The following is an 18,711-nucleotide window of genomic DNA, read 5'->3' as shown; positions in this document are numbered from 1 at the left end:
ATCAGAACTGCTCGGCCTCGGTGGAACCGGCGAGCGCGGTGGTCGAGCTCTCCGGGTTCAGCGCGGTCGCGACGTTGTCGAACCAGCCGGTGCCGACCTCGCGCTGGTGCTTCGTGGCGGTGTAACCGCGGTCCTCCGAAGCGAACTCGCGCTCCTGCAGGTCGACGTAGGCGGTCATGCCCTCGCGGGCGTAACCGTGCGCCAGGTCGAACATCGAGTAGTTCAGGGCGTGGAAGCCGGCCAGGGTGATGAACTGGAACTTGTAGCCCATGTGGCCGAGTTCGCGCTGGAACTTCGCGATCGTCGCGTCGTCCAGGTGCTTCTTCCAGTTGAACGACGGCGAGCAGTTGTAGGCCAGCATCTGGTTCGGGTACTTGGCCTTGATCGCCTCGGCGAACTGGCGGGCGACCTCGAGGTCCGGCTTGGAGGTCTCCATCCACAGCAGGTCGGCGTACTCGGCGTAGGCCAGACCGCGGTCGATGCAGGGGTCGATGCCGTTGGTGACGTTGTAGAAGCCCTCGGCGGTGCGCTCGCCGGTGACGTACTTGCGGTCACGCTCGTCGACGTCGCTGGTGATCAGCGTGGCGGCCTGCGCGTCGGTGCGGGCGACGATCAGCGACGGCACGTTCAGCACGTCCGCGGCGAGGCGGGCGGCGTTCAGCGTGCGCTCGTGCTGCTTGGTCGGGATCAGCACCTTGCCGCCGAGGTGACCGCACTTCTTCTCGGAAGCGAGCTGGTCCTCCCAGTGCACACCCGCGGCACCGGCGGCGATCATGCCCTTCATCAGCTCGAAGGCGTTGAGCGGGCCACCGAAGCCGGCCTCGGCGTCGGCGACGATCGGGGCGTACCAGTCGATGTCGGTGTTGCCCTCGGCCCAGTTGATCTGGTCGGCGCGGCCCAGCGCGTTGTTGATGCGGCGGACGACGGCGGGCACCGAGTTGGCCGGGTAGAGGCTCTGGTCCGGGTAGGTCTGGCCGGAGAGGTTGGCGTCGGCGGCGACCTGCCAGCCCGACAGGTAGATGGCCTTGAGGCCGGCGCGCACCTGCTGCACGGCCTGGTTACCGGTCAGGGCGCCCAGCGAGTGGACGTAGTCCTCGTTGTGCAGGAGGTCCCACAGCTTCTCGGCGCCGCGGCGAGCGAGCGTGTGCTCCTCGACCACGCTGCCGCGCAGCTTGACCACGTCAGCCGCGGAGTACGACCGCTTCACGCCCGCCCAGCGGGGGTCGGTCTCCCACTGCTTGGCCAGTTCGGCGGCCGCCTGCTCCAGCTGCTGCGCGTGCTGAGTCATCGGATTCTCCCGGTGTTGCGAAGTTTGCGAGTGATCGCCTTTCCTGATCCGACCCTGACATGACTGGGGAAATCCGATCCAGGCCTCCAATTTGCCAATTTCTGCGAAGCTTCCGTAGCATCTTGCAAAGGTTGCGAATCACAGGTTCGCAAGCGGAGCGAAAATCCACGTGCTTGACCGTTCACTGAATCGTTCAGGCCCGGAAACCTTGCGGACAGAGAGGCCTCAGTGGACAAAACCTTCGCCGGAGCGAAGCTGCGGCATCTGCGCGAAAGCCGGTCGATGAGCCAGGCGGATCTGGCTCGTGTGCTGGAGATCTCACCCAGTTACCTCAACCAGATCGAGCACAACTCGCGACCGCTGACCGTCCCGGTGCTCCTTCGCATCACGCAAGCGTTCGGAGTGGACACCGAGTTCTTCGCGAACAACGACACCGCCCGCCTGGTCGCGGACGTGAAGGAAGCGCTGCTCGACGAGGTCCTCGGCGTGGACGTCACGAACAGCGAGCTCAACGACCTGGCCACGAACCTGCCGACGATCGCCCAGGCACTGGTCAAACTGCACCGCAGCTACCGCAACGCCGTCGAGAACACCGCCGCGCTGACCACCGAAAACGGCCTGGGCCTGCATGGAAGCGCCGCCACCGCCCTGCCGCACGAAGAGGTCCGCGATTTCTTCTACGAGCGGGAGAACTACGTCGCCGAGCTGGACGAACGCGCCGAACGCATGGCGCACGACATCCCGCTGCAGCGTGGCCAGGTGCTCGCGGCGCTGAAGGAAACGCTGATCCAGCGCTACGGCGTCGACGTCACCAGCGAAGGCATCGACGAGGCCAACGGCGAACAGCACCGGTACGAACCCGGGCCGCGGGTGCTGCGGCTGGCGCCGAGCCTGCGCGTCGGGCAGCAGGCGTTCCGGATGGCTTCGCAGATCGCCCTGCTCGAATACGACGACCTGATCACCGAACTCGCCGATTCGTGGGCGTTCTCCGGACCCGCCGCGCGTTCGCTGGCCAGGGTCGGGCTCGCGAACTACTTCGCGGGCGCGCTGATCCTCCCCTATGGACCGTTCCTGTCGACCGCGGAACGCTTCCGCTACGACATCGAGCGGCTGTGCGACCACTTCGGGGTCGGCTTCGAGACGGTCTGCCACCGGCTCTCGACGTTGCAGCGGCCGAAGAACCGCGGCGTGCCGTTCTCGTTCGTGCGCGTCGACCGGGCGGGGAACATGTCGAAACGCCAGTCCGCGGCCGGTTTCCACTTCTCCCGCGTCGGCGGTGCGTGTCCACTGTGGAACATCTACGAGGCGTTCACCCAGCCGGGCAAGATCCTCACCCAGATCGCGACCCTGCCCGACGGCAAGAGCTACTTCTGGGTCGCGCGGACGGTTTCGCGCAACATCGGCGGCTACGGCAGCCCCGGCAAGACGTTCACCGTCGGCCTCGGCTGCGAACTGCGGCACGCGAAACGGCTGATCTACTCGACCGGGCTCGACCTCGACGACCGCGCGGCGGCGACGCCGATCGGCATGGGTTGCAAAGTCTGCGAACGTCCGGCCTGTTCGCAGCGCGCGTTCCCGACGATCGGCAAGCAGCTCACCGTCGACGAGAACACGAGCACCTTCGTCCCGTACCCGGCGGTGCCGAAGGCGCCTTGAGCCGTCCTGATCTCCCTGGCAGGGTTGCCGTCGACGGCCGCCGGTGTGACGGCGGCCACCGCACTGGGGAGAACTGAATGATCTTGGTGACCGGGGCAGGCGGCAACGTCGGCTCGGAACTGACCGGAATCCTGGCGCGCGGCGGGCATCCCGTCCGAGCGCTGGTCCGCACACCGCGGCCGTTGCCGGACGGCATCGAAGCGGTGGTGGGCGATCTCAACGAGGCGACGAGCCTGAAACCCGCGCTGGACGGTGTCCGGGCGGTCTTCCTGCTCGGCGGCTACGAGGACATGCCCGGCGCGCTCGCGGTGATGCGGGACGCGGGTGTCGAGCAGGTGACGCTGCTGTCGTCCCGTTCGGTCGTCGGCGGGCACGCGGACAACGCCGTCGCCGGGATGCACATGGCGGCCGAGGCGGCGGTGCGTGCTTCGAAGCTGGCGTGGACCTTCCTGCGGCCGAGCGGGTTCATGTCGAATTCGCTCCAATGGGTCGCGCAGCTTCGCGCGGGGGACGTCGTGCGCGAGCCGTTCGCGAACGTCCCGGTGGCGACGATCGACCCGTACGACATCGCCGCCGTCGCCGCGGAATCGCTGACCACGCCGGGACACGAAGGCCGGGCGTACGCCATCACCGGCCCGGGTTCGCTCCGGCCCGCCGACCGGCTCCGTGTCCTGAGTGAACTGTTGGGGCGGGAGCTGCGCCTGGATCCGCTTTCGGACGCCGAGGCCCGCGTGACGATGAGCGCGGAGATGCCGGCGAAGTACGTCGACGCCTTCTTCCGCTTCTTCGTCGAGGGCGAGTTCGACGACTCCGCGGTCACGGGTGCGGTCCAGGATCTGACCGGACGGGAGCCACGACCGTTCGCGACCTGGGCCCGGACGCATCTGGCCGCCTTCCGCTAGCCCCGCGTGTGTCATGAAAGGGTCGTTCAGGACGTTTTTCGTCCTGAACGACCCTTTCATGACATCCGGGTCACACCAGGAAGTGGAACAGCGGGCTGCCCGGTTCCACCCGCTCGACCTGCAGCGGGCTGACCTCCAGCCGGTGCAGCAGGCCTTCCAGGTCACCCGGCCGCGCGAGTTCGACACCGATCAGCGCCGGGCCCGTCTCTCGGCTGTTGCGCTTCACGTATTCGAACCGCGTGATGTCGTCGTCCGGCCCGAGGACCTCGTCGAGGAACCGCCGCAGCGCGCCGGGCTCCTGCGGGAATCCCACCAGGAAGTAGTGCTTCAGTCCTTCGTGGATCAACGACCGTTCGAGCACTTCGCCGTAGCGGCTGACGTCGTTGTTGCCGCCGGAGACGACGCACACCACGATCTGCCCGGGGTCGATCTTCACCGTCGTGCCCAGCGCGGCGGTCGCGAGCGCGCCCGCGGGTTCGGCGATCACGCCGTCGGACTGGTACATCGCGAGCATCTCGGTGCAGATCGCGCCCTCGGCGACGTCGGTGAGCTCGACACCGCCGTCGCGGACCAGCGGATACGTCACCGATCCGGCCAGCGCCACCGCCGCACCGTCCACGAAGGTGTCGACGCTCTCGAGCCGCACCGGCTCCCCCGCCGCCAGCGCGGCCGCCATGCAGGTCGCGCCCGCCGGCTCGACCCCGACGATCCGCATCTCCGGCGCGCGTTCCGCGGCCCACGCGGCGATCCCCGCGAGCAGTCCGCCGCCGCCGACCGGCACCACCATGACGTCCGGGACGAATCCCAGCTGCGCGACGACCTCCATCGCGACCGTGCCCTGCCCGGCGACCGTCTCCGGCGCGTCGAACGCGGGGACCAGCGTCGCGCCGGTGCTCTCCGCGTCCTGCTTCGCGGCGCTGAAGGCGTCTTCGTAGGTCTCGCCGACGACGATGACCTCGATATGCGAGCCGCCCAGCGTCGCGATGCGCTCGCGCTTCTGCCGGGGAGTCGTGCCGGGGACGTAGACGCGGCCGTTCGCGCCGAGGCGGCGGCACGCGTACGCGACGCCCTGCGCGTGGTTGCCCGCGCTCGCGCAGACGACGCCGCGCTCCCGGTGCTCCGCGTCGAGCTGGACGATGAAGTTGTAGGCGCCGCGGATCTTGTACGAACGCACGGTCTGCAGGTCTTCGCGTTTGAGCCAGACTCGGGCGTCCACCCGCGCCGAAAGCCGCTCGTTCGGTTCGAGCGGCGTGCGGGTCACCACCCCGGCCAATCGCTTGGCGGCCTCTTCGACCGTTCGGGCGCTCACCGTTTCGATCCCTCGCACGAATGCTGAATGTACTGACCGCCCCCGGCCACGGCGGAGAGTGGTCCAGTGGGTGCTTCACAGGGTTGTCGGTGGCCTGTGGTCCACTGGTCGCCATGGTGAGCAAGGTCGACGGAGTCCGGAGTCTCGATGCGTTGCGCGAGCTGGTCCACAGCGGCGCGGAGCCCGAGTACCAGCTCTTCTACGGCCACACCCCGCTCAAGAGCGGCCGGGTCAACGCGGCCTGCCTGAGCCAGTGGTGGCAGGCGCCGTTCGTCGCGGGCGGCGAGCGGTACCCGACGGCCGAGCACTACATGATGGCGAGCAAGGCGGAATTGTTCGGCGATCACGAGGCCGCGGCGAACATCCGTCAGGCGCCGGATCCCAAGACCGCCAAGATCCTCGGGCGCGAGGTCTCCGGTTTCGACGCCGAGGTGTGGGAGCGGCACCGCTTCGACATCGTCATCGACGGGAACCTCGAGAAGTTCCGTCAGCACGCCGAGGAGCGCGAGTTCCTGCTGGGCACGGGCGACAAGGTGATCGTCGAGGCGTCCAGGATGGACCTGGTCTGGGGCAGCGGCCTCGCCCGCGAGGACAAGAACGCCACCCGCCCCGACTACTGGCGCGGGCAGAACCTCCTGGGCTTCGCGCTCATGGAGGTCCGCGAACAGCTGCGCGGCTAGCTCTCGACGCCCAGGGTCTTCTGCAGCGCCTTGTTCGCCTTGCGCGCCATGTCCGCGACGGCTTCGCGGCGGGCGGCGTCGGCGGCGTAGTCGTCCTGGCGGTTCCGGACGACGCGCGCCGGCGAACCGACGGCGATCGAGTAGTCCGGGATCTCGCCCCGCACCACGGCGTGCGCGCCGAGGACGCAGCCGCGGCCGACCCGGGTGCCCTTGAGCACGGAGACCTTGGTGCCGATCCAGGTGTCCGGGCCGATCCGCACCGGCGACTTCACGATGCCCTGATCCTTGATCGGGACGGTGATGTCGGTGGTGACGTGGTCGAAGTCGCAGATGTACACCCAGTCCGCGACGAGCGTGGCCGCGCCGAGTTCGATGTCGAGGTAGCCGTTGAGCACGTTCTGCCGCCCGAAGACGGCCTTGTCGCCGATGCGCAGCGAGCCCTCGTGGCAGCGGATCGCGTTGCCGTCGCCGATGTGCACCCAGCGGCCGATCTCCAGCCGCCCGTAGCCGGGACGGCAGTGGATCTCGACGTCCTTGCCGAGGAACACCATCCCCCGCAGGATGATGTGCGGGTTCGCGATCCGGAACTTCAGCAGCCGCCAGTAGCGCACGAGGTACCAAGGCGTGTACGCGCGGTTTCGCAGCACCCAGCGCAGCGAGTCCTTGGTCAGGAACTTCGCCTGACGCGGATCACGACGGGCCTGGCCCCAGGCGCGGAGCCGCGACAACGCGGGCGCACCCCACATGGACGTCATACCGGTGACCGTAACCTGTGAACAGGCCGTCGACCGCAAAGGGGAGCACGCGCATGGGCACCAAGCTGATCATCGACACCGACCCGGGGGTCGACGACGCCTTCGCGCTGGCGCTGGCCGCGCAATCCGAGGACGTCGACCTGCTCGGCGTGACCACGGTGTTCGGCAACGTCCCGCTGAGCCACACCACCGCCAACGCCCGCCGCCTGCTCCAGCTCTTCGGCCGCGACGACGTGCCCGTCGCCGCCGGTGCCGCGCGGCCGATGGTCTACGACAACGCCAAGCCCGCCGGGTTCGTCCACGGCGAGGACGGCCTGTCCGGCCACGCCGGGATCCTGCCGGAGGCGAAGCGCCCGCTCGACGAACGCGGCGCCGTCCGCCTGCTGGTGGATCTGCTGGAAGCCGCCGACGAACCGGTGACCATCGCCCCGATCGGCCCGCTGACGAATATCGCGCTGCTGCTGGCGGCGCATCCGGACATCCGCGAGAAGATCGGCCGGATCGTCGTGATGGGCGGCGGGGTGACCAAGGGGAACTCCACCACCGCGGCCGAGTTCAACATCTGGAGCGACCCCGAGGCCGCGCGCCGGGTACTGGTCGACGAGGACATCCCGACGGTGCTGGTCCCGCTGGACATCACGCACCAGTGCTCGGTCGACACCGGCTGGCTCGGCAAACTCGCCGCGTCCGGACCGCTCGGCGCGGCGCTCGAAGCGCTGACGCCCACCTACGTCGAGCACTACACCCCGATCCTCGGCATGCCGGGGATGGTCATGCACGACGCGGTCGCGGTGGCCGAGGCGATCCGGCCGGGCATCCTCGACGTCGAGTCGTACCCCGTGGACGTCGAGTGCGGCTTCGGCCCCGCCCGCGGCGCGACCCTGGTAGACCGGCGAAGGCTGCGAAGCACCGATCCGCAAGCCGTGCCCGGCCGCACCATCGACGTCGCGCTGACCACCGATGTCGACGCCTTCCGCGAGTTCGTCCTCGGCCGGATCACCGGGGGCCGGTGATGGAGCAGGAAACCTCGCGCCGCCGCAGACTCCCGGTGATCATCGCCGCGGTCGTCGTCGCGGGTGCCGCACTGGTCGCCGCCATCACCTTCGCGCCGAAGGAGGAGCCGAAGACGGAGGCCGCCGCCGTCGAGTCCTCGGCCCCGCCCACGCCGCCGCCGTCGTCGTCCGCCCCGGCGGAGATGCCGAAGGAACAGCCGAAGGTCCCGCAGCAGATGGGGCAGGAGTTCGACGCCTGGGTGTCGAAGACCAGCGGCTGGCTCGACATCCCGCTGCGCGCGATGACCGGGTACGCGAAGACGACCGTGGCGCTGAGCAAGGAAACGCCGGGCTGCCGCCTTTCCTGGGTGACGCTGGCCGCGCTCGGGAAGATCGCGTCCGATCACGGCCGCGCCGCCGGTTCGGGGCTGAACGCCGACGGCGTGCTGACCAAGCCGCTCGGCGCGGTCGAGGTCCGCGACTTCTACAACAAGGTCGTCTCGTCCGCGAACGCGAGCGGCCCGCTGCAGCTGACGCCGTCGGTGTGGGACCGGTTCAAGGCTTCGGCGAGCGGCGGGAAACCGGACCCGCAGAACATCGACGACGCCACGCTCACCGCCGGGCGCGCCCTGTGCGCGGGCGGCCGCGACCTCGGCCAGGGCCAGACGTGGTGGAACGCCGTGAGCACGCTGCAACCCGCGCCGCTGCTGATGCACCGCACGCTCGCGACGGTCAACGTCTACGGCACGGTCGGCCAGAACCCGCAGCCGCCGAACGCGGCCGCCTTGAGCGCGGTCAACTTCGCCATCGACAAGATCGGGCTGCCGTACGTCTGGGGCGGCAACGGCACCGGCGGCAGTGACCCCGGTTTCGACTGCTCCGGCCTGACGACGGCCGCGTACGCCAGCGCCGGCGTCAAGCTCATGCGCACCGCCCACACGCAGTACCACAGCGTGAGCAGGGTGACTGATCCCCAGCTGGGCGACCTGATCTTCTACGGCGAACCGAACACGAAGATCCACCACGTCGGACTGTACATCGGGAACCAGCAGATGATCGACGCCCCGCAGACCGGACAGGCGGTGCAGGTGCACACCTATCGGAAACAGGGCGACGACTACGCCGGAGCGGGCCGCCCGACGGCCTAGGACGACGGGCAACCAACCCTCCCTTTGAGGCGTGTACGTCGTGCATGCCACAAGGGAGGGCCAGCATGACCTTACGAAGATCACTGACGTTGCCCGCTGTCGCGCTCGCCGTCGCGCTCACCGTCACCGGTGGCGGGACGGCGGCGGCCACCGATCACCAGCGTTCAGAGGTAACGCTGTCCGCGACGTCCTGGGGTTACGTCGACTCGGCGACACCGGCCACCGCCTACTTCAAGCCGTCCGGCAGCCTGCCGGTCGGTACCTGGGACACCACACCGCACCTTCAACGCTCCTACGTGAACTTCGACCTGGGCTCGTTGCGGGGTGTGCCGTTCACGACGGTGCTGCTGTCGGCGGGCGAGACGCACTACGTCAACTGCGACAGCCGGGCCACCGAGGTGTGGCGGACCTCCGCCTACACCAAGCAGTCGACCTGGCAGAGCCGCCCGGAGGAGCGGACACGGGTCGCGTCCAGGAGTGCCGACAGCACCTGCATCGACAACCACGCCACGTTCGACGTCACCGCCGCGGTGCGGGACGCGATCGCACAGAAGGCCCGTCACCTCACGCTGGGCATCCGCGTCGCCGAAGCCCACGAGGCGGACCCTGCGTTCTATCGGAGGATCGAGTCCCCGGCGACGCTGCGGGTGGTGAACAACGCTCCGCCCGCGACGCCGACCGACCTGCGCACCAACGACGAGACCTGTGCCAAGGACGGCACCGGACCGCTGGTGAATTACCAGGCGAAGCTGAGCGCACGGCTATCCGACCCGAACGGCGACACCACGTTCGGGCAGTTCACTTGGTGGCCGGTGGCGGACCCGTCACAACGGCGTACGGCCACCGCCGCCGAGGCGTACGTGGACGCCTCGGGCCTCGCCGACGGTACCTACGCGTGGGAGGTGTACGCACAGGACAGCTGGGGGGCGAAGTCGTCCACGACCGGCCCGTGCCGGTTCACCGTCGACCGCACGAATCCGAACGCGCCCGCCGTCGCCTCCGCGACGTACCCGGCGGGCACCGAGGGCGGCGGGGTCGGCGTGGCGGGCGACTTCACCTTCTCCCCCAACGGTTCCACCGACGTCGTGCGCTACGACTACGACTTCGGCGGGGACATGCGGGAGATCGCCGCGGGCCCCGACGGCACGGCCACCATCAGCTTCACCCCCACCACCAACGGCTGGGACTCGGTGGTCGTACGGGCGTGGGACCGGGCGGGCAACCTCTCGCTCAGCACCTACCACTCGTTCATCGTCAAGGAGACGCGACCGACGGTCACGTCCGACCGCTACCCGCCGCAGGGCGGCCCGGACGGCGGTATCGGCGTGCCTGGCGTGTTCCGGTTCGCGCCGGCGGCACCGAACGTCGTGGCGTACGACTACCGGCTGAACGACGGCGCGTCCGCCACGGTCACGGCGGGCCAGGACGGCGTCGCCGAGGTGACGATCACGCCGGCCACCGGCGGTGATCACGTGCTGTTCGTGCGCAGCACCGACGCCTCGGGCGTGAAGTCGCCGGAACGGGAGTACCGCTTCCTCGTCGACCCGTCACCTGTGGTGAGCGGGCCCGAAAACGTCGACCTCGGCACCTCGGTCACGTACACGGCGAAACCGAGAATGCCGCACATCGTCGAGTACGACTACTGGTTCGCGAGTGCCGAGAGTACGAAGTGGACGGTCAAGGCGAACGCCGACGGAACCGCCGCGCTGCCGGTCGAAGTCACCTCGACCGAGCAGACCCTGCTGCGGGTCCAGGCCCGCGACGCTTCCGGCGGCCTGTCCCCGGTGACGGAGAAACGGTTGTGGCTCAACACTTGGCGACCCACGGTCGGCTACGTGGGCGACATCGCGACGGAGGGCGCGGCCGTCGCGTTCACGTTCACCACCCCGATGCCGAACGCCGTGGAGTTCGAGTACTGGCTGGCGGCGGACCCGGCGACGAAGTGGACCGCGCCGGTCAGCGGGAACACCGCGACGGTGAACTACACCCTGCCGAGGATCGGCGACTACGAGATGCTGGTGCGCGCGAAGAACGCGGCGGGCGTGTGGTCGTCGACGGGCAACCTCACCTGGACGACGACGAACGACCCGGCGGTGACCTCCAAGGAATTCCAGCTGAACGGGCGGGTGTTCCCCGGCACCTTCACGTTCGACGCCCGCCAGCCGGGCGCGGTGGCGTTCGAGTATTCCTTCGACTGGGGCCCGTTCCAGCGGACGGCCGCCGAGAACGGGCGCGCCGTGCTGGCGTGGACTCCCCCGCTGCCACCGGAAGGCTCGGCCTACCACAACCTGCGGGTGCGTACGGTGACCGCCGACAACGTCTCCTCGCAAGAGAAGACGTATTACTTCAACATTTTGAGCGCACCGTACGTGTCGTCGAAGGAATACCCGGAAAGCGAGTGGTCGGGCGGTGCCGGCGTGCCGGGGACGTTCACCTTCACGCCGGGTATGCCGGGCATGGTCTCGTACACCTACTCCGTCCGGAACGACTGGGGTGCCGTGACGGAGGAGATCACCGTACCGGCGGACGGTTCGGGTACGGGGACGATGACGTGGACCCCACCGGACCGGGGCATCTACTCGGTCCACGTGCGAGGCAACACGGCCGACGGCGGCAAGTCGGGTGGCATCGGCTACTCGGTGTACGTCAGGTGACCGCATGACCGGTGGCCCCGTTCCCCCAGGGATCGGGGCCACCGGTTCAGCCGCGGTAGTAGTCGGCGAGGGCGCTGAACGCGGCCTTGGGTTCCCAAGGCATGCCTGGATAAGTGTCGCCGTCGCGGTCTTCGAAGACTTTGACGATCCCGAGACTGGCCAAGTCCAAGTCACGGCGAGGGTCGCCGGGACGGTGCGGGTAGTTGGAGAGCGCGAAAAGGTAGACGAAGGCGCCGTCGACACCTTCGGCGTCGAAGATCTCCAGTAGCTCGCGCAAGTAGGTGGCCTGACCGGCCTCGTCGCGGTCGTACTCCCCGTTCAGCCGGACCGGGTCGCCGTTCTCGTCGTGTTCGACGATCTCCATGCTGCGCGGCGCCTGATCGCCGGCGCCGCGCCAGGTGGCCGTGCCGAAGCCGGTGATCGCGACCGGTTTTCCTTGCGCCACAAGGGCTCGCACCCCCTCCTGGAACCGGTCGGCCACCTCCGCGGACCGGATGAGTTCGACCGACATGATGTCGAAAAGGCTCCAGTCGACCCGCTCGAACGGGATGCAGGCGTAGGTGAGCTTCCCGTGGAAGTGCCGGCGGACCTCCGCCACGGCGTCGCCGAGGAAGTCGTTGAGGCGCGCGCTCGCCTCGGCGGTGCGCTCACCCAGGCTCTCCGGCCTGCTGAAGAGTCGTTCGAGCCGCTCGGTGATGTCGGCGCCGGGCAGGAATCCGTGGTCCATGAGGCTCAGCTCGACGCCGGTGACGAACACGACCTCCGCTCCCGCCCGCCGGACCCGTTCCGCCCGCTGAGCGCAGTCGGCGAACAACGCCAGCATCTCCTCGGGCGTCAGCTCCAGCGGGTAGGGCGAGAACCAGACCTCCAGCCCGAGTTCCGCGGCGAGGTGAGCGGCCTGCTCCAGCCGCTCCGGATCGCCGCCGACGAGATGCACGGCGTTGCAGTGCAGGTCGTCACGGATGACGGCCAGCTCGCGTTTCACCAGGTCGAGATCGAAGTTCTCGCGGGAGATCGCGCCGCCCCGGACGAAGCCGGTGTCGTAGGCGATGCCTTTGGCACGCATGGGTTCGGTCCTCTCTTGTCGGAATGTGGTGCCCGAGACTAGGCAGAAACTTGCGTGCGCGCAAGTTTGCGTTCACGCAAGTTCACTGGGATACTCGGCCGGTGACCGGATTGCGCGACCAGAAGAAGCAGGCCACCCGGAAGACCTTGCGCGAGGCGGCGCTGCGGCTGGCCCTGGAGCGTGGCCCCGAAAACGTGCGCGTCGACGACATCGCCGAAGCCGCCGGAGTCTCGCCCCGGACCTACAACAACTACTTCTCCAGCCGCGAACAGGCCATCGTCGCCGCTGTCTCCGCCGAGCGGGAAGCGCGGATCGCGGCAGCGGTGGCGGCCCAGCCCGCTGAAGCCGGCCTCGCCGACGCCGTGATCGAGGCGATCGTCGAGCAGTACACCGATCCGGGCGAACACCAGCGCGACGCACTGCTGCTGATCACCACCCGGCCGGCGCTGCGCGAGGCTTTCGCCGACACCACGAGCGCGCTCGAAGTCCCCCTCGCCGACGCGATCGCCCAACGTCGGAGCGACATCCCGCCGCACATCGCCCTGGTGCTCGCGGCGAGCGTGACCGCCGCGGTGCGGATCGCGCTCCAGCGATGGCTCCAGCCGAGTACGGCCGGCGGGCTCGTCGTGCCCTCCGGCTCACTGCCCGACCTGCTCCGCGGCGCACTCGCGCCCCTCGCGCCCGCACTCGACGCCGCCGAAGGCCGTCGCGACATAGGGTGAGCGCGTGTACTCACCGATTCCGGTCCTGAACGAGCTGAAGGACCTCTACGACTCGACCCGCGACTACCTCGCCGACGGTTTCGAGCTGTACGACTACGACGACAAGAGCAGCTTCCCCCAGGAGCTGGACGACCCGGCGTTCCTCTCGCGCTTGATCCCCTTCGCCCAGGCGAACGGGAGCGGCTCGACTTACGCCATCTGGCGAGCCGACGACGAGACGGACCTCGCCCTCGCGCCCATCGTCGTCTTCGGCGACGAGGGTGGCGAGCACGTCGTCGCCCGCGACTTCACGGATTTCCTGCGGCTGCTGGGTTTCGACGCGGAGATCATGGTCGACCACGATTCGGCCTACTACTACCGGGCGGAAGACGACGACCACAGCGGCTCGCACGAGCTGTTCGTCGAGTGGCTCCGGGGGCGGGGCCTGACGCCGTCCGAGGATCCGGACACCGTCGTGGCCGCCGCCCGGGAAGCCCACGGTGATCGGTTCCGGGCGTGGATCACGCCGTTCTACGAACGGATCGACTGGGCCTGAAAGGCCGTCGCGTTGTCGCGCGCCCAGTCGGCGAAGGTGAGCGCGGGCCGTCCGAGGAGTTCTTCCACCGTGGTGGTCGTGGGCCCGGGGCGTTCGCTGTAGTCGGCCAGGGAACCGAGCAGGCGGTCGGGGACCTCCTCGGGGAGTCCCTGCGCGAGCATTCCCTGCCGTACCCGCTCGGGCGGAAGCTCCTGAAAGGACAGTGCCCGGCCGGCGGCCGCGCCGATGAGCCGCACCTTTTCGTGCTGGTCCACCGATCCCGGACCGGTCAGCGTGGACACCGACCCCGCCGGGAGGTCGCCGAGAAGGCCTCGCGCGGCGACCTCGGCGATGTCGGTTTCGTGGATCGGGGAGGTGGCGGCGCGGCCGTACGCGCCGCGCACCACGTCACCCGCCTGGAGCTGGGGTACCCAGGCCAGCGCGTTGGCGGCGAAATCCGCCAGGCGCAGGACCGTCCACTCCAGACCGGAGCGCGTGACGAGCTCTTCGGCTTTCTTGAACTGGGCGGCGAAACGCGCCTCCCCGGCCGGGTACTCGACGGTGGTGGCCGACAGCAGCACCACCCGCCGCACCCCTCGTCCGGCCGCCAGCTTCAGCAGCTCTTCGAGGCCGGGGCCGGTCGCCCGCGGGCTGATCTGGATCGCTTCGACACCTTCCAGCGCCGGTTCGATCCAGGCGGGACTGAACAGGTCCCCGTCGCCGCGGGTGATCGTGGTGACGTCGATACCTTGGCGCAGCAGGACATTCTTCACTTGACGTCCCACGACGCCGTTCGCTCCGGTGATCAGGATCATGATCGTTCCTTTGTTCGGCGTGCGGATGGTCAGACGCTGGCGAGTTCTTCGGCCTGGAGGATGCGGCGGCGACGCACGGGACGCATCGACGTCGGGTGCGAGATGCTCCAGGCCGCGGCCTTGCAGATGATCTCCTTGAGCCGGGCGGCCGTTTTGCCGGTGAGCGCCGAGTCCTTGGGCCGGTCGTCCGGGGTCACCCACTGCACGACGGCGTCGCGGCGGCCCAGGCTGACGCACTGGCCGGTGTACCCGATCTTGTTCTCGGGGAGCGAGCCTCCGGTCAGGCAGGCGACGATGGCGTCGGCCGCGCGGTAGGCCGTGGGAACTCCCGAGGCACAGGACATCCGCAGCGGCGTCCCGTTCGCGCCCGTCGCGAGCGCGGCGTCACCGACGGCGTAGACGTCCGGATGCGAGACCGACCGCATCGTGTCGTCGACGACGATCTGTCCTGTCACGGAGACGTCCAGTGTCGTTGCGGCGGCGATGGGATGGACGGCGAAACCGGCCGTCCAGACGGTCACCTCGGCGGGAATCTCGCGGCCGGCCGCGGTCGTCGCGCCGTCCGGCCCGACACGCGTGATGTCGGTGTCCTCGTACAAGGTGATGCCGAGCCTCTCGAAGGTCCCGCGCAGGTGGCGCCGCGCCTTCTCGCTCATCCAGTCGCCGAGACCGCCGCGGGCCGCGAGCGCGACTTCGAGATCCGGCCTGGCTTCCGCGATTTCCGTGACGGCTTCGATGCCGGTGAGGCCACCGCCGACGACGAGCACGGTCCCGCCCGCGTCGAGGCCGGCGAACCGCGCCCGCAGCCGCAGCGCGGAACCCTTGCCGTCGATGTGGTGGGCGTGCTCGGCGACACCGGGGACACCGCTGTCCGCGGCGGCGCTGCCGAGGGCGTAGACGAGCGTGTCGTAGGCGATGTCCCCGTCGTCGAGGGCGACGGTCTTGCGTTCGGTGTCGACCGCGCTGACCCACGCCGTCCGCACCCGCACGCCCGTACCCGCGAAGACCTCGGTCAGCAGGCGGGGTTTCAGGTCCTGGCCGGTCGCGAGCTGGTGCATGCGGACCCGCTCGACGAACTCGGGGTCTGCGTTGACGAGGGTGATCTCGGTGTCGGCGGGGTGCAGCCGCTTGGCCAGCCGCCCGGCGGCGTTGGCTCCGGCGTATCCGGCTCCGAGAACGACGATTCGGTGCTTCATGGTCTCACTCCTGTCCGGTCGGTGTTCGCTGCCTGAACCAGGCAGCGACACGAAACCTGACAGCGGCGACCTGTGATCCGGGTCACCAGGGGACGGTGAGCGGCTCCCCGTGCTCGGAGATGCCCCACTGACCCGCCGCGCGGTCGAGCTTGGCGGGGTTCACCTGGGCGTGGACCGCGGCGATGCCGTCGGCCGTGACCTCCAAGGAGACGACGCCGACGAGCTTGCCCTCCACCATCAGCGCCAGCGCGGGAACGCCGTTGGCGATGGTGGAGAACAGCTCGGGCTTGCCGCCGATCAACGACCACTTGGCGGCGCTCGGCTTGAAGAGGCCGCGCAGGAACCTCGCCACCCGGACCGCGCCGGTGATCGGCCGCGGCAGCGAGAAGAGCACGCCGCCGCCGTCGCCCACGCTGATCGCGTCGTCGGCCAGCAGCCGCACCAGCGCGTCGGTCCGGCCGCTGAGCGCCGCGGCGAGGAACTCCTCGACGATCTTGCGGGCCGCGGCCGTGTCGACCTCCACCCGCCGCCGGTCGGCGGCCAGATGCTGCTTGGCCCTCCGGTAGATCTGCTGGCAGTTCGACTCGGTGACGTCGAGGACCTCGGCGATCTCGGCGTGGGAGTACCCGAACGCCTCGCGCAGCACGTACACGACGCGTTCCTTGGCCGAGAGCCGTTCCATCAGCGTGAGCATCGCGATGGAGACCGATTCGCGCTGCTCGACGGTGTCGGACGGGCCGAGCATCCGGTCCCCCGCGAAGACCGGCTCGGGGAGCCATTGGCCCACATAGGTTTCCCGCCGGGCCCGCGCCGAGGTGAGCCGGTTGAGGCAGAGGTTGGTGAGCACCTTCGTCAGCCACGCCTCCGGCGTCTCGACGTACTCGCGATCGGCGGACTGCCAGCGCAGGAACGTGTCCTGCACCGCGTCCTCGGCGTCGCTCGCCGACCCCAGCAGGCGATACGCGATCGCCTCCAACCGGCCACGGGCCGCCTCGAACACCTCGACCTCGCGCGCACCGGTCAGCATCACCTCAGATTAGCCATCGGTGTCAGGCCGCGGGGATCCAGCTGCCGTGCAGTCCCAAGGGGACACGGGCTGGCAGGTGAACCCTCGCCAGGGGCTCGCCGGTGAAGTCCTGCGACGCCAGGATCACCAGATCCGCCGCACCACGGTCGCGGTCGTGGACGTAGACCAGGTTGTAGCCGTCGTCCTCCGCGGCCGCGCGGGCAGACGGGACGAACACGGTCTCCCCCGCGCTCGCGTCACGGCCGAACTCGTGGGCTTCGGTGACGCCGGTCAGGAGGTCGTGCTTGAGCAAGGCGCTGCTGAAACCCTCGTCGGGGCGGTCCGGTTCCGTGGCGCTCGGGGTGGCGTACAGCTCGGCCGCCGCCGAATAGCCGTAGCGGTAAGGCTTTCCGCCGAACCGGCCGTTGAGGCGCGGGAAGTCCTGCGGACGGTCGTGCAGCAGCGAGCGGGTGGCCCGGTCGGCCGCGAGATCCACCGTCCAGCGTTCCAGCACGGGCTTCGAGGCGCCGACGTCGGCGAAGTCGATCGGCCGGGGATGCACGACGACGTCCACCACCACTGTTCCGTCGTCGTCGAAGGCGTTCAAGGTGTGACCGACCATGACGGGCGCGGTCTCGAACCACCGCACCGTCCCGCCCGCCCTCGGCAGCAATCCCAGCCGTGACGGCAGTTCCCGGTTCCAGCCGAACGGCACGCCCGTCGCCAGGCGCTCGGGCATGAACACCATCGGGGACTCGTAGAACACCACGTAGTGCTCGGTGAGCGCGAAGTCGTGCATGTACGGCAACGTGGGCGCCTTGATGTCGGTGACGCTCCGGTTGCGCCCGTCGGGGCCGATCACGATGTGCTGCACGAAATCCGCGCCGTACCGGAAGGCCAGCGAGTGCAGTTCACCGGTCGCGTGGTCGTACTTGCTGTGCGCGTTGGCGGAGAAACCCTGTTCCGTCGCACCGAGGGCGGCGGGCCCGACGGTGTCGAGTTCGTCGGTCAGCTCGTACGGCGCCAGACCTCCTTCGATGAGCGCGTAGAGGCGGCCGCCGTGGCCCGCGACCTGCACGTTCGGCGCGAAGTCCAGGCGCTCGTCGGCGACCTGCCCGCGCCGCGGTTCCCCGAGCCGGTCGGCCACGGAGGCCGACCGGACCCAGCGGTTGCGGTACCACTCGGCGCGGCCGTCGCGCAGGCGAACGCCGTGGACCATGCCCTCCCCGAGGGTCCAGATATGCGCCGACGCGTCTTCGAGGCCGAGCGGGTTCGGGCCGATCCGCAGGTAGCGGCCGTCGAGGTCGTCCGGGATCTTCCCGGTGACGGGCAGGTCGAAGGCGGTGATCTCTTCGGTGACCGGGGCGAAGTTGCCCAGGACGTAGCGATTCATCGTCGGGTTTCCTTGCTGCTAGGCGTCTTGAACATTTGTATAATACATTTGTATAAGACGCTTGTCACAGCCCCGCGCTAGGATCGCCGCATGGGACAACGAGAGGACCTCCTCGACGGGGCCAAGCGCTGCCTGATCGAACGCGGTTACGCGCACACCACCGCGCGGGACATCACCGCGGCCTCGGGAGCGAACCTCGGCTCCATCGGGTACCACTTCGGTTCCAAAGAGGCCCTCATGAACGAGGCCATGATCGAGCTGTCCACCGAAGTGGTCGAGCGCCTGCGCGAGCCGGAGGACGCTTCGCTCACCACCACTTGGCAGGGCCTTGTCGACTCCTTCGGCGAGCAGCGCGATCTGTGGACCGCCGTCCTGGAGAGCGCCACCCAGGCCATCCGCTTCCCGGAACTGCGCGAACGGCTCGCCGACGCCCAGGACGAGGCCCGCAAGGTCCTCGGCGAGCGGCTGTCCGCCACCGACGCCGAGGCGGCGGGCGCCGTCCAGTTCGCCCTCATCGCGGGCGTGATGATGCAGCACCTCGTCGCCCCGGACCGGGCCCCCAGCGCGGAAACGATCATCCGCGGCCTGGAGGCCCTCGCCGGCGGCAAGGCCTGA

17 protein-coding genes are annotated in these 18,711 nt (G+C 69.3%); 9 read left to right on the top strand and 8 right to left on the bottom strand.

What is annotated here, in order from left to right; genetic code table 11:
• Position 1: 1 nt before the first annotated feature.
• The gene (aceA, locus tag AJAP_RS07955) at positions 2-1,288 is read right to left on the bottom strand and encodes an isocitrate lyase (RefSeq protein ID WP_007031644.1); all 1,287 of its coding nucleotides are present in this window, start codon (positions 1,286-1,288) and stop codon (positions 2-4) included.
• A 228-nt stretch (positions 1,289-1,516) separates the two neighbouring features.
• Between aceA and AJAP_RS07950 the strand changes: the two genes are divergently transcribed.
• Together AJAP_RS07950 and AJAP_RS07945 are read left to right on the top strand one after the other, a co-directional pair.
• Complete coding sequence (locus AJAP_RS07950) at positions 1,517-2,944, top strand: short-chain fatty acyl-CoA regulator family protein (RefSeq protein ID WP_037341856.1); 1,428 nt, start codon at positions 1,517-1,519, stop codon at positions 2,942-2,944.
• A 77-nt stretch (positions 2,945-3,021) separates the two neighbouring features.
• Positions 3,022-3,846 (top strand): NAD(P)H-binding protein, encoded by an 825-nt coding sequence (locus AJAP_RS07945; RefSeq protein WP_038509302.1) that lies wholly within the window; start codon positions 3,022-3,024, stop codon positions 3,844-3,846.
• 70 nt (positions 3,847-3,916) lie between these two features.
• On the opposite strand, the gene ilvA is transcribed toward AJAP_RS07945, so the two are convergent.
• Positions 3,917-5,173, bottom strand: coding sequence for a threonine ammonia-lyase IlvA (gene ilvA, locus AJAP_RS07940; protein ID WP_038509300.1), 1,257 nt, complete (start codon positions 5,171-5,173; stop codon positions 3,917-3,919).
• A 95-nt stretch (positions 5,174-5,268) separates the two neighbouring features.
• Here ilvA and AJAP_RS07935 point away from each other — a divergent pair, with 95 nt between their 5' ends.
• Positions 5,269-5,835, top strand: coding sequence for an NADAR family protein (locus AJAP_RS07935; protein WP_174492005.1), 567 nt, complete (start codon positions 5,269-5,271; stop codon positions 5,833-5,835).
• Here AJAP_RS07935 and AJAP_RS07930 read toward each other — a convergent pair.
• Complete coding sequence (locus AJAP_RS07930) at positions 5,832-6,590, bottom strand: acyltransferase (protein ID WP_038509298.1); 759 nt, start codon at positions 6,588-6,590, stop codon at positions 5,832-5,834. The two genes, AJAP_RS07935 and AJAP_RS07930, sit on opposite strands and share 4 nt — an antisense overlap.
• 53 nt (positions 6,591-6,643) lie before the next feature.
• On the opposite strand from AJAP_RS07930, the gene AJAP_RS07925 reads away from it, so the two are divergent.
• From AJAP_RS07925 to AJAP_RS07915, 3 genes are all read left to right on the top strand, one after another.
• Positions 6,644-7,603 carry a nucleoside hydrolase gene (locus AJAP_RS07925; protein WP_038509296.1) on the top strand — a complete coding sequence of 320 codons (960 nt, stop codon included), beginning with the start codon at positions 6,644-6,646 and terminating at the stop codon, positions 7,601-7,603.
• Positions 7,603-8,730, top strand: a complete 1,128-nt coding sequence (locus AJAP_RS07920; RefSeq protein ID WP_038509295.1) for a C40 family peptidase — start codon at positions 7,603-7,605, stop codon at positions 8,728-8,730. The genes AJAP_RS07925 and AJAP_RS07920 overlap by 1 nt, the downstream gene beginning before the upstream one ends.
• Positions 8,731-8,795: 65 nt before the next feature.
• A complete protein-coding gene (locus tag AJAP_RS07915) occupies positions 8,796-11,384 on the top strand; it encodes a hypothetical protein (RefSeq protein WP_148311480.1) in 2,589 nt (862 codons plus the stop codon).
• Between the two features lie 46 nt (positions 11,385-11,430).
• Here the strand turns inward: AJAP_RS07915 and AJAP_RS07910 are convergent, their stop codons facing one another.
• Positions 11,431-12,450, bottom strand: coding sequence for a hypothetical protein (locus tag AJAP_RS07910; RefSeq protein WP_038509292.1), 1,020 nt, complete (start codon positions 12,448-12,450; stop codon positions 11,431-11,433).
• A gap of 101 nt (positions 12,451-12,551) precedes the next feature.
• On the opposite strand from AJAP_RS07910, the gene AJAP_RS07905 reads away from it, so the two are divergent.
• Both AJAP_RS07905 and AJAP_RS07900 read left to right on the top strand, forming a co-directional pair.
• The gene (locus AJAP_RS07905) at positions 12,552-13,172 is read left to right on the top strand and encodes a TetR/AcrR family transcriptional regulator (protein WP_038509291.1); all 621 of its coding nucleotides are present in this window, start codon (positions 12,552-12,554) and stop codon (positions 13,170-13,172) included.
• A 4-nt stretch (positions 13,173-13,176) separates the two neighbouring features.
• The gene (locus tag AJAP_RS07900) at positions 13,177-13,707 is read left to right on the top strand and encodes a hypothetical protein (protein ID WP_038509289.1); all 531 of its coding nucleotides are present in this window, start codon (positions 13,177-13,179) and stop codon (positions 13,705-13,707) included.
• Here the strand turns inward: AJAP_RS07900 and AJAP_RS07895 are convergent.
• From AJAP_RS07895 to AJAP_RS07880, 4 genes are all read right to left on the bottom strand, one after another.
• On the bottom strand, positions 13,683-14,501 hold the full coding sequence (locus tag AJAP_RS07895; protein ID WP_038509287.1) for an NAD(P)H-binding protein: 819 nt from the start codon (positions 14,499-14,501) through the stop codon (positions 13,683-13,685). The two genes, AJAP_RS07900 and AJAP_RS07895, sit on opposite strands and share 25 nt — an antisense overlap.
• 29 nt (positions 14,502-14,530) lie before the next feature.
• Entirely contained in the window at positions 14,531-15,697 is a 1,167-nt protein-coding gene (locus tag AJAP_RS07890; protein WP_038509285.1) for an NAD(P)/FAD-dependent oxidoreductase, read from the bottom strand.
• 82 nt (positions 15,698-15,779) lie between these two features.
• Positions 15,780-16,724, bottom strand: a complete 945-nt coding sequence (locus AJAP_RS07885; RefSeq protein WP_038509284.1) for an RNA polymerase sigma-70 factor — start codon at positions 16,722-16,724, stop codon at positions 15,780-15,782.
• A gap of 22 nt (positions 16,725-16,746) precedes the next feature.
• Positions 16,747-18,096: a carotenoid oxygenase family protein gene (locus tag AJAP_RS07880; protein WP_038509282.1), complete on the bottom strand. Its 1,350-nt coding sequence runs from the start codon at positions 18,094-18,096 to the stop codon at positions 16,747-16,749.
• Positions 18,097-18,186: 90 nt separating this feature from the next.
• On the opposite strand from AJAP_RS07880, the gene AJAP_RS07875 reads away from it, so the two are divergent.
• The gene (locus AJAP_RS07875) at positions 18,187-18,711 is read left to right on the top strand and encodes a TetR/AcrR family transcriptional regulator (RefSeq protein ID WP_037341835.1); all 525 of its coding nucleotides are present in this window, start codon (positions 18,187-18,189) and stop codon (positions 18,709-18,711) included.

This window comes from Amycolatopsis japonica (assembly GCF_000732925.1).
Taxonomy (GTDB): Bacteria; Actinomycetota; Actinomycetes; order Mycobacteriales; family Pseudonocardiaceae; genus Amycolatopsis; species Amycolatopsis japonica.
This window is presented reverse-complemented; position numbering and strand designations above follow the sequence as displayed.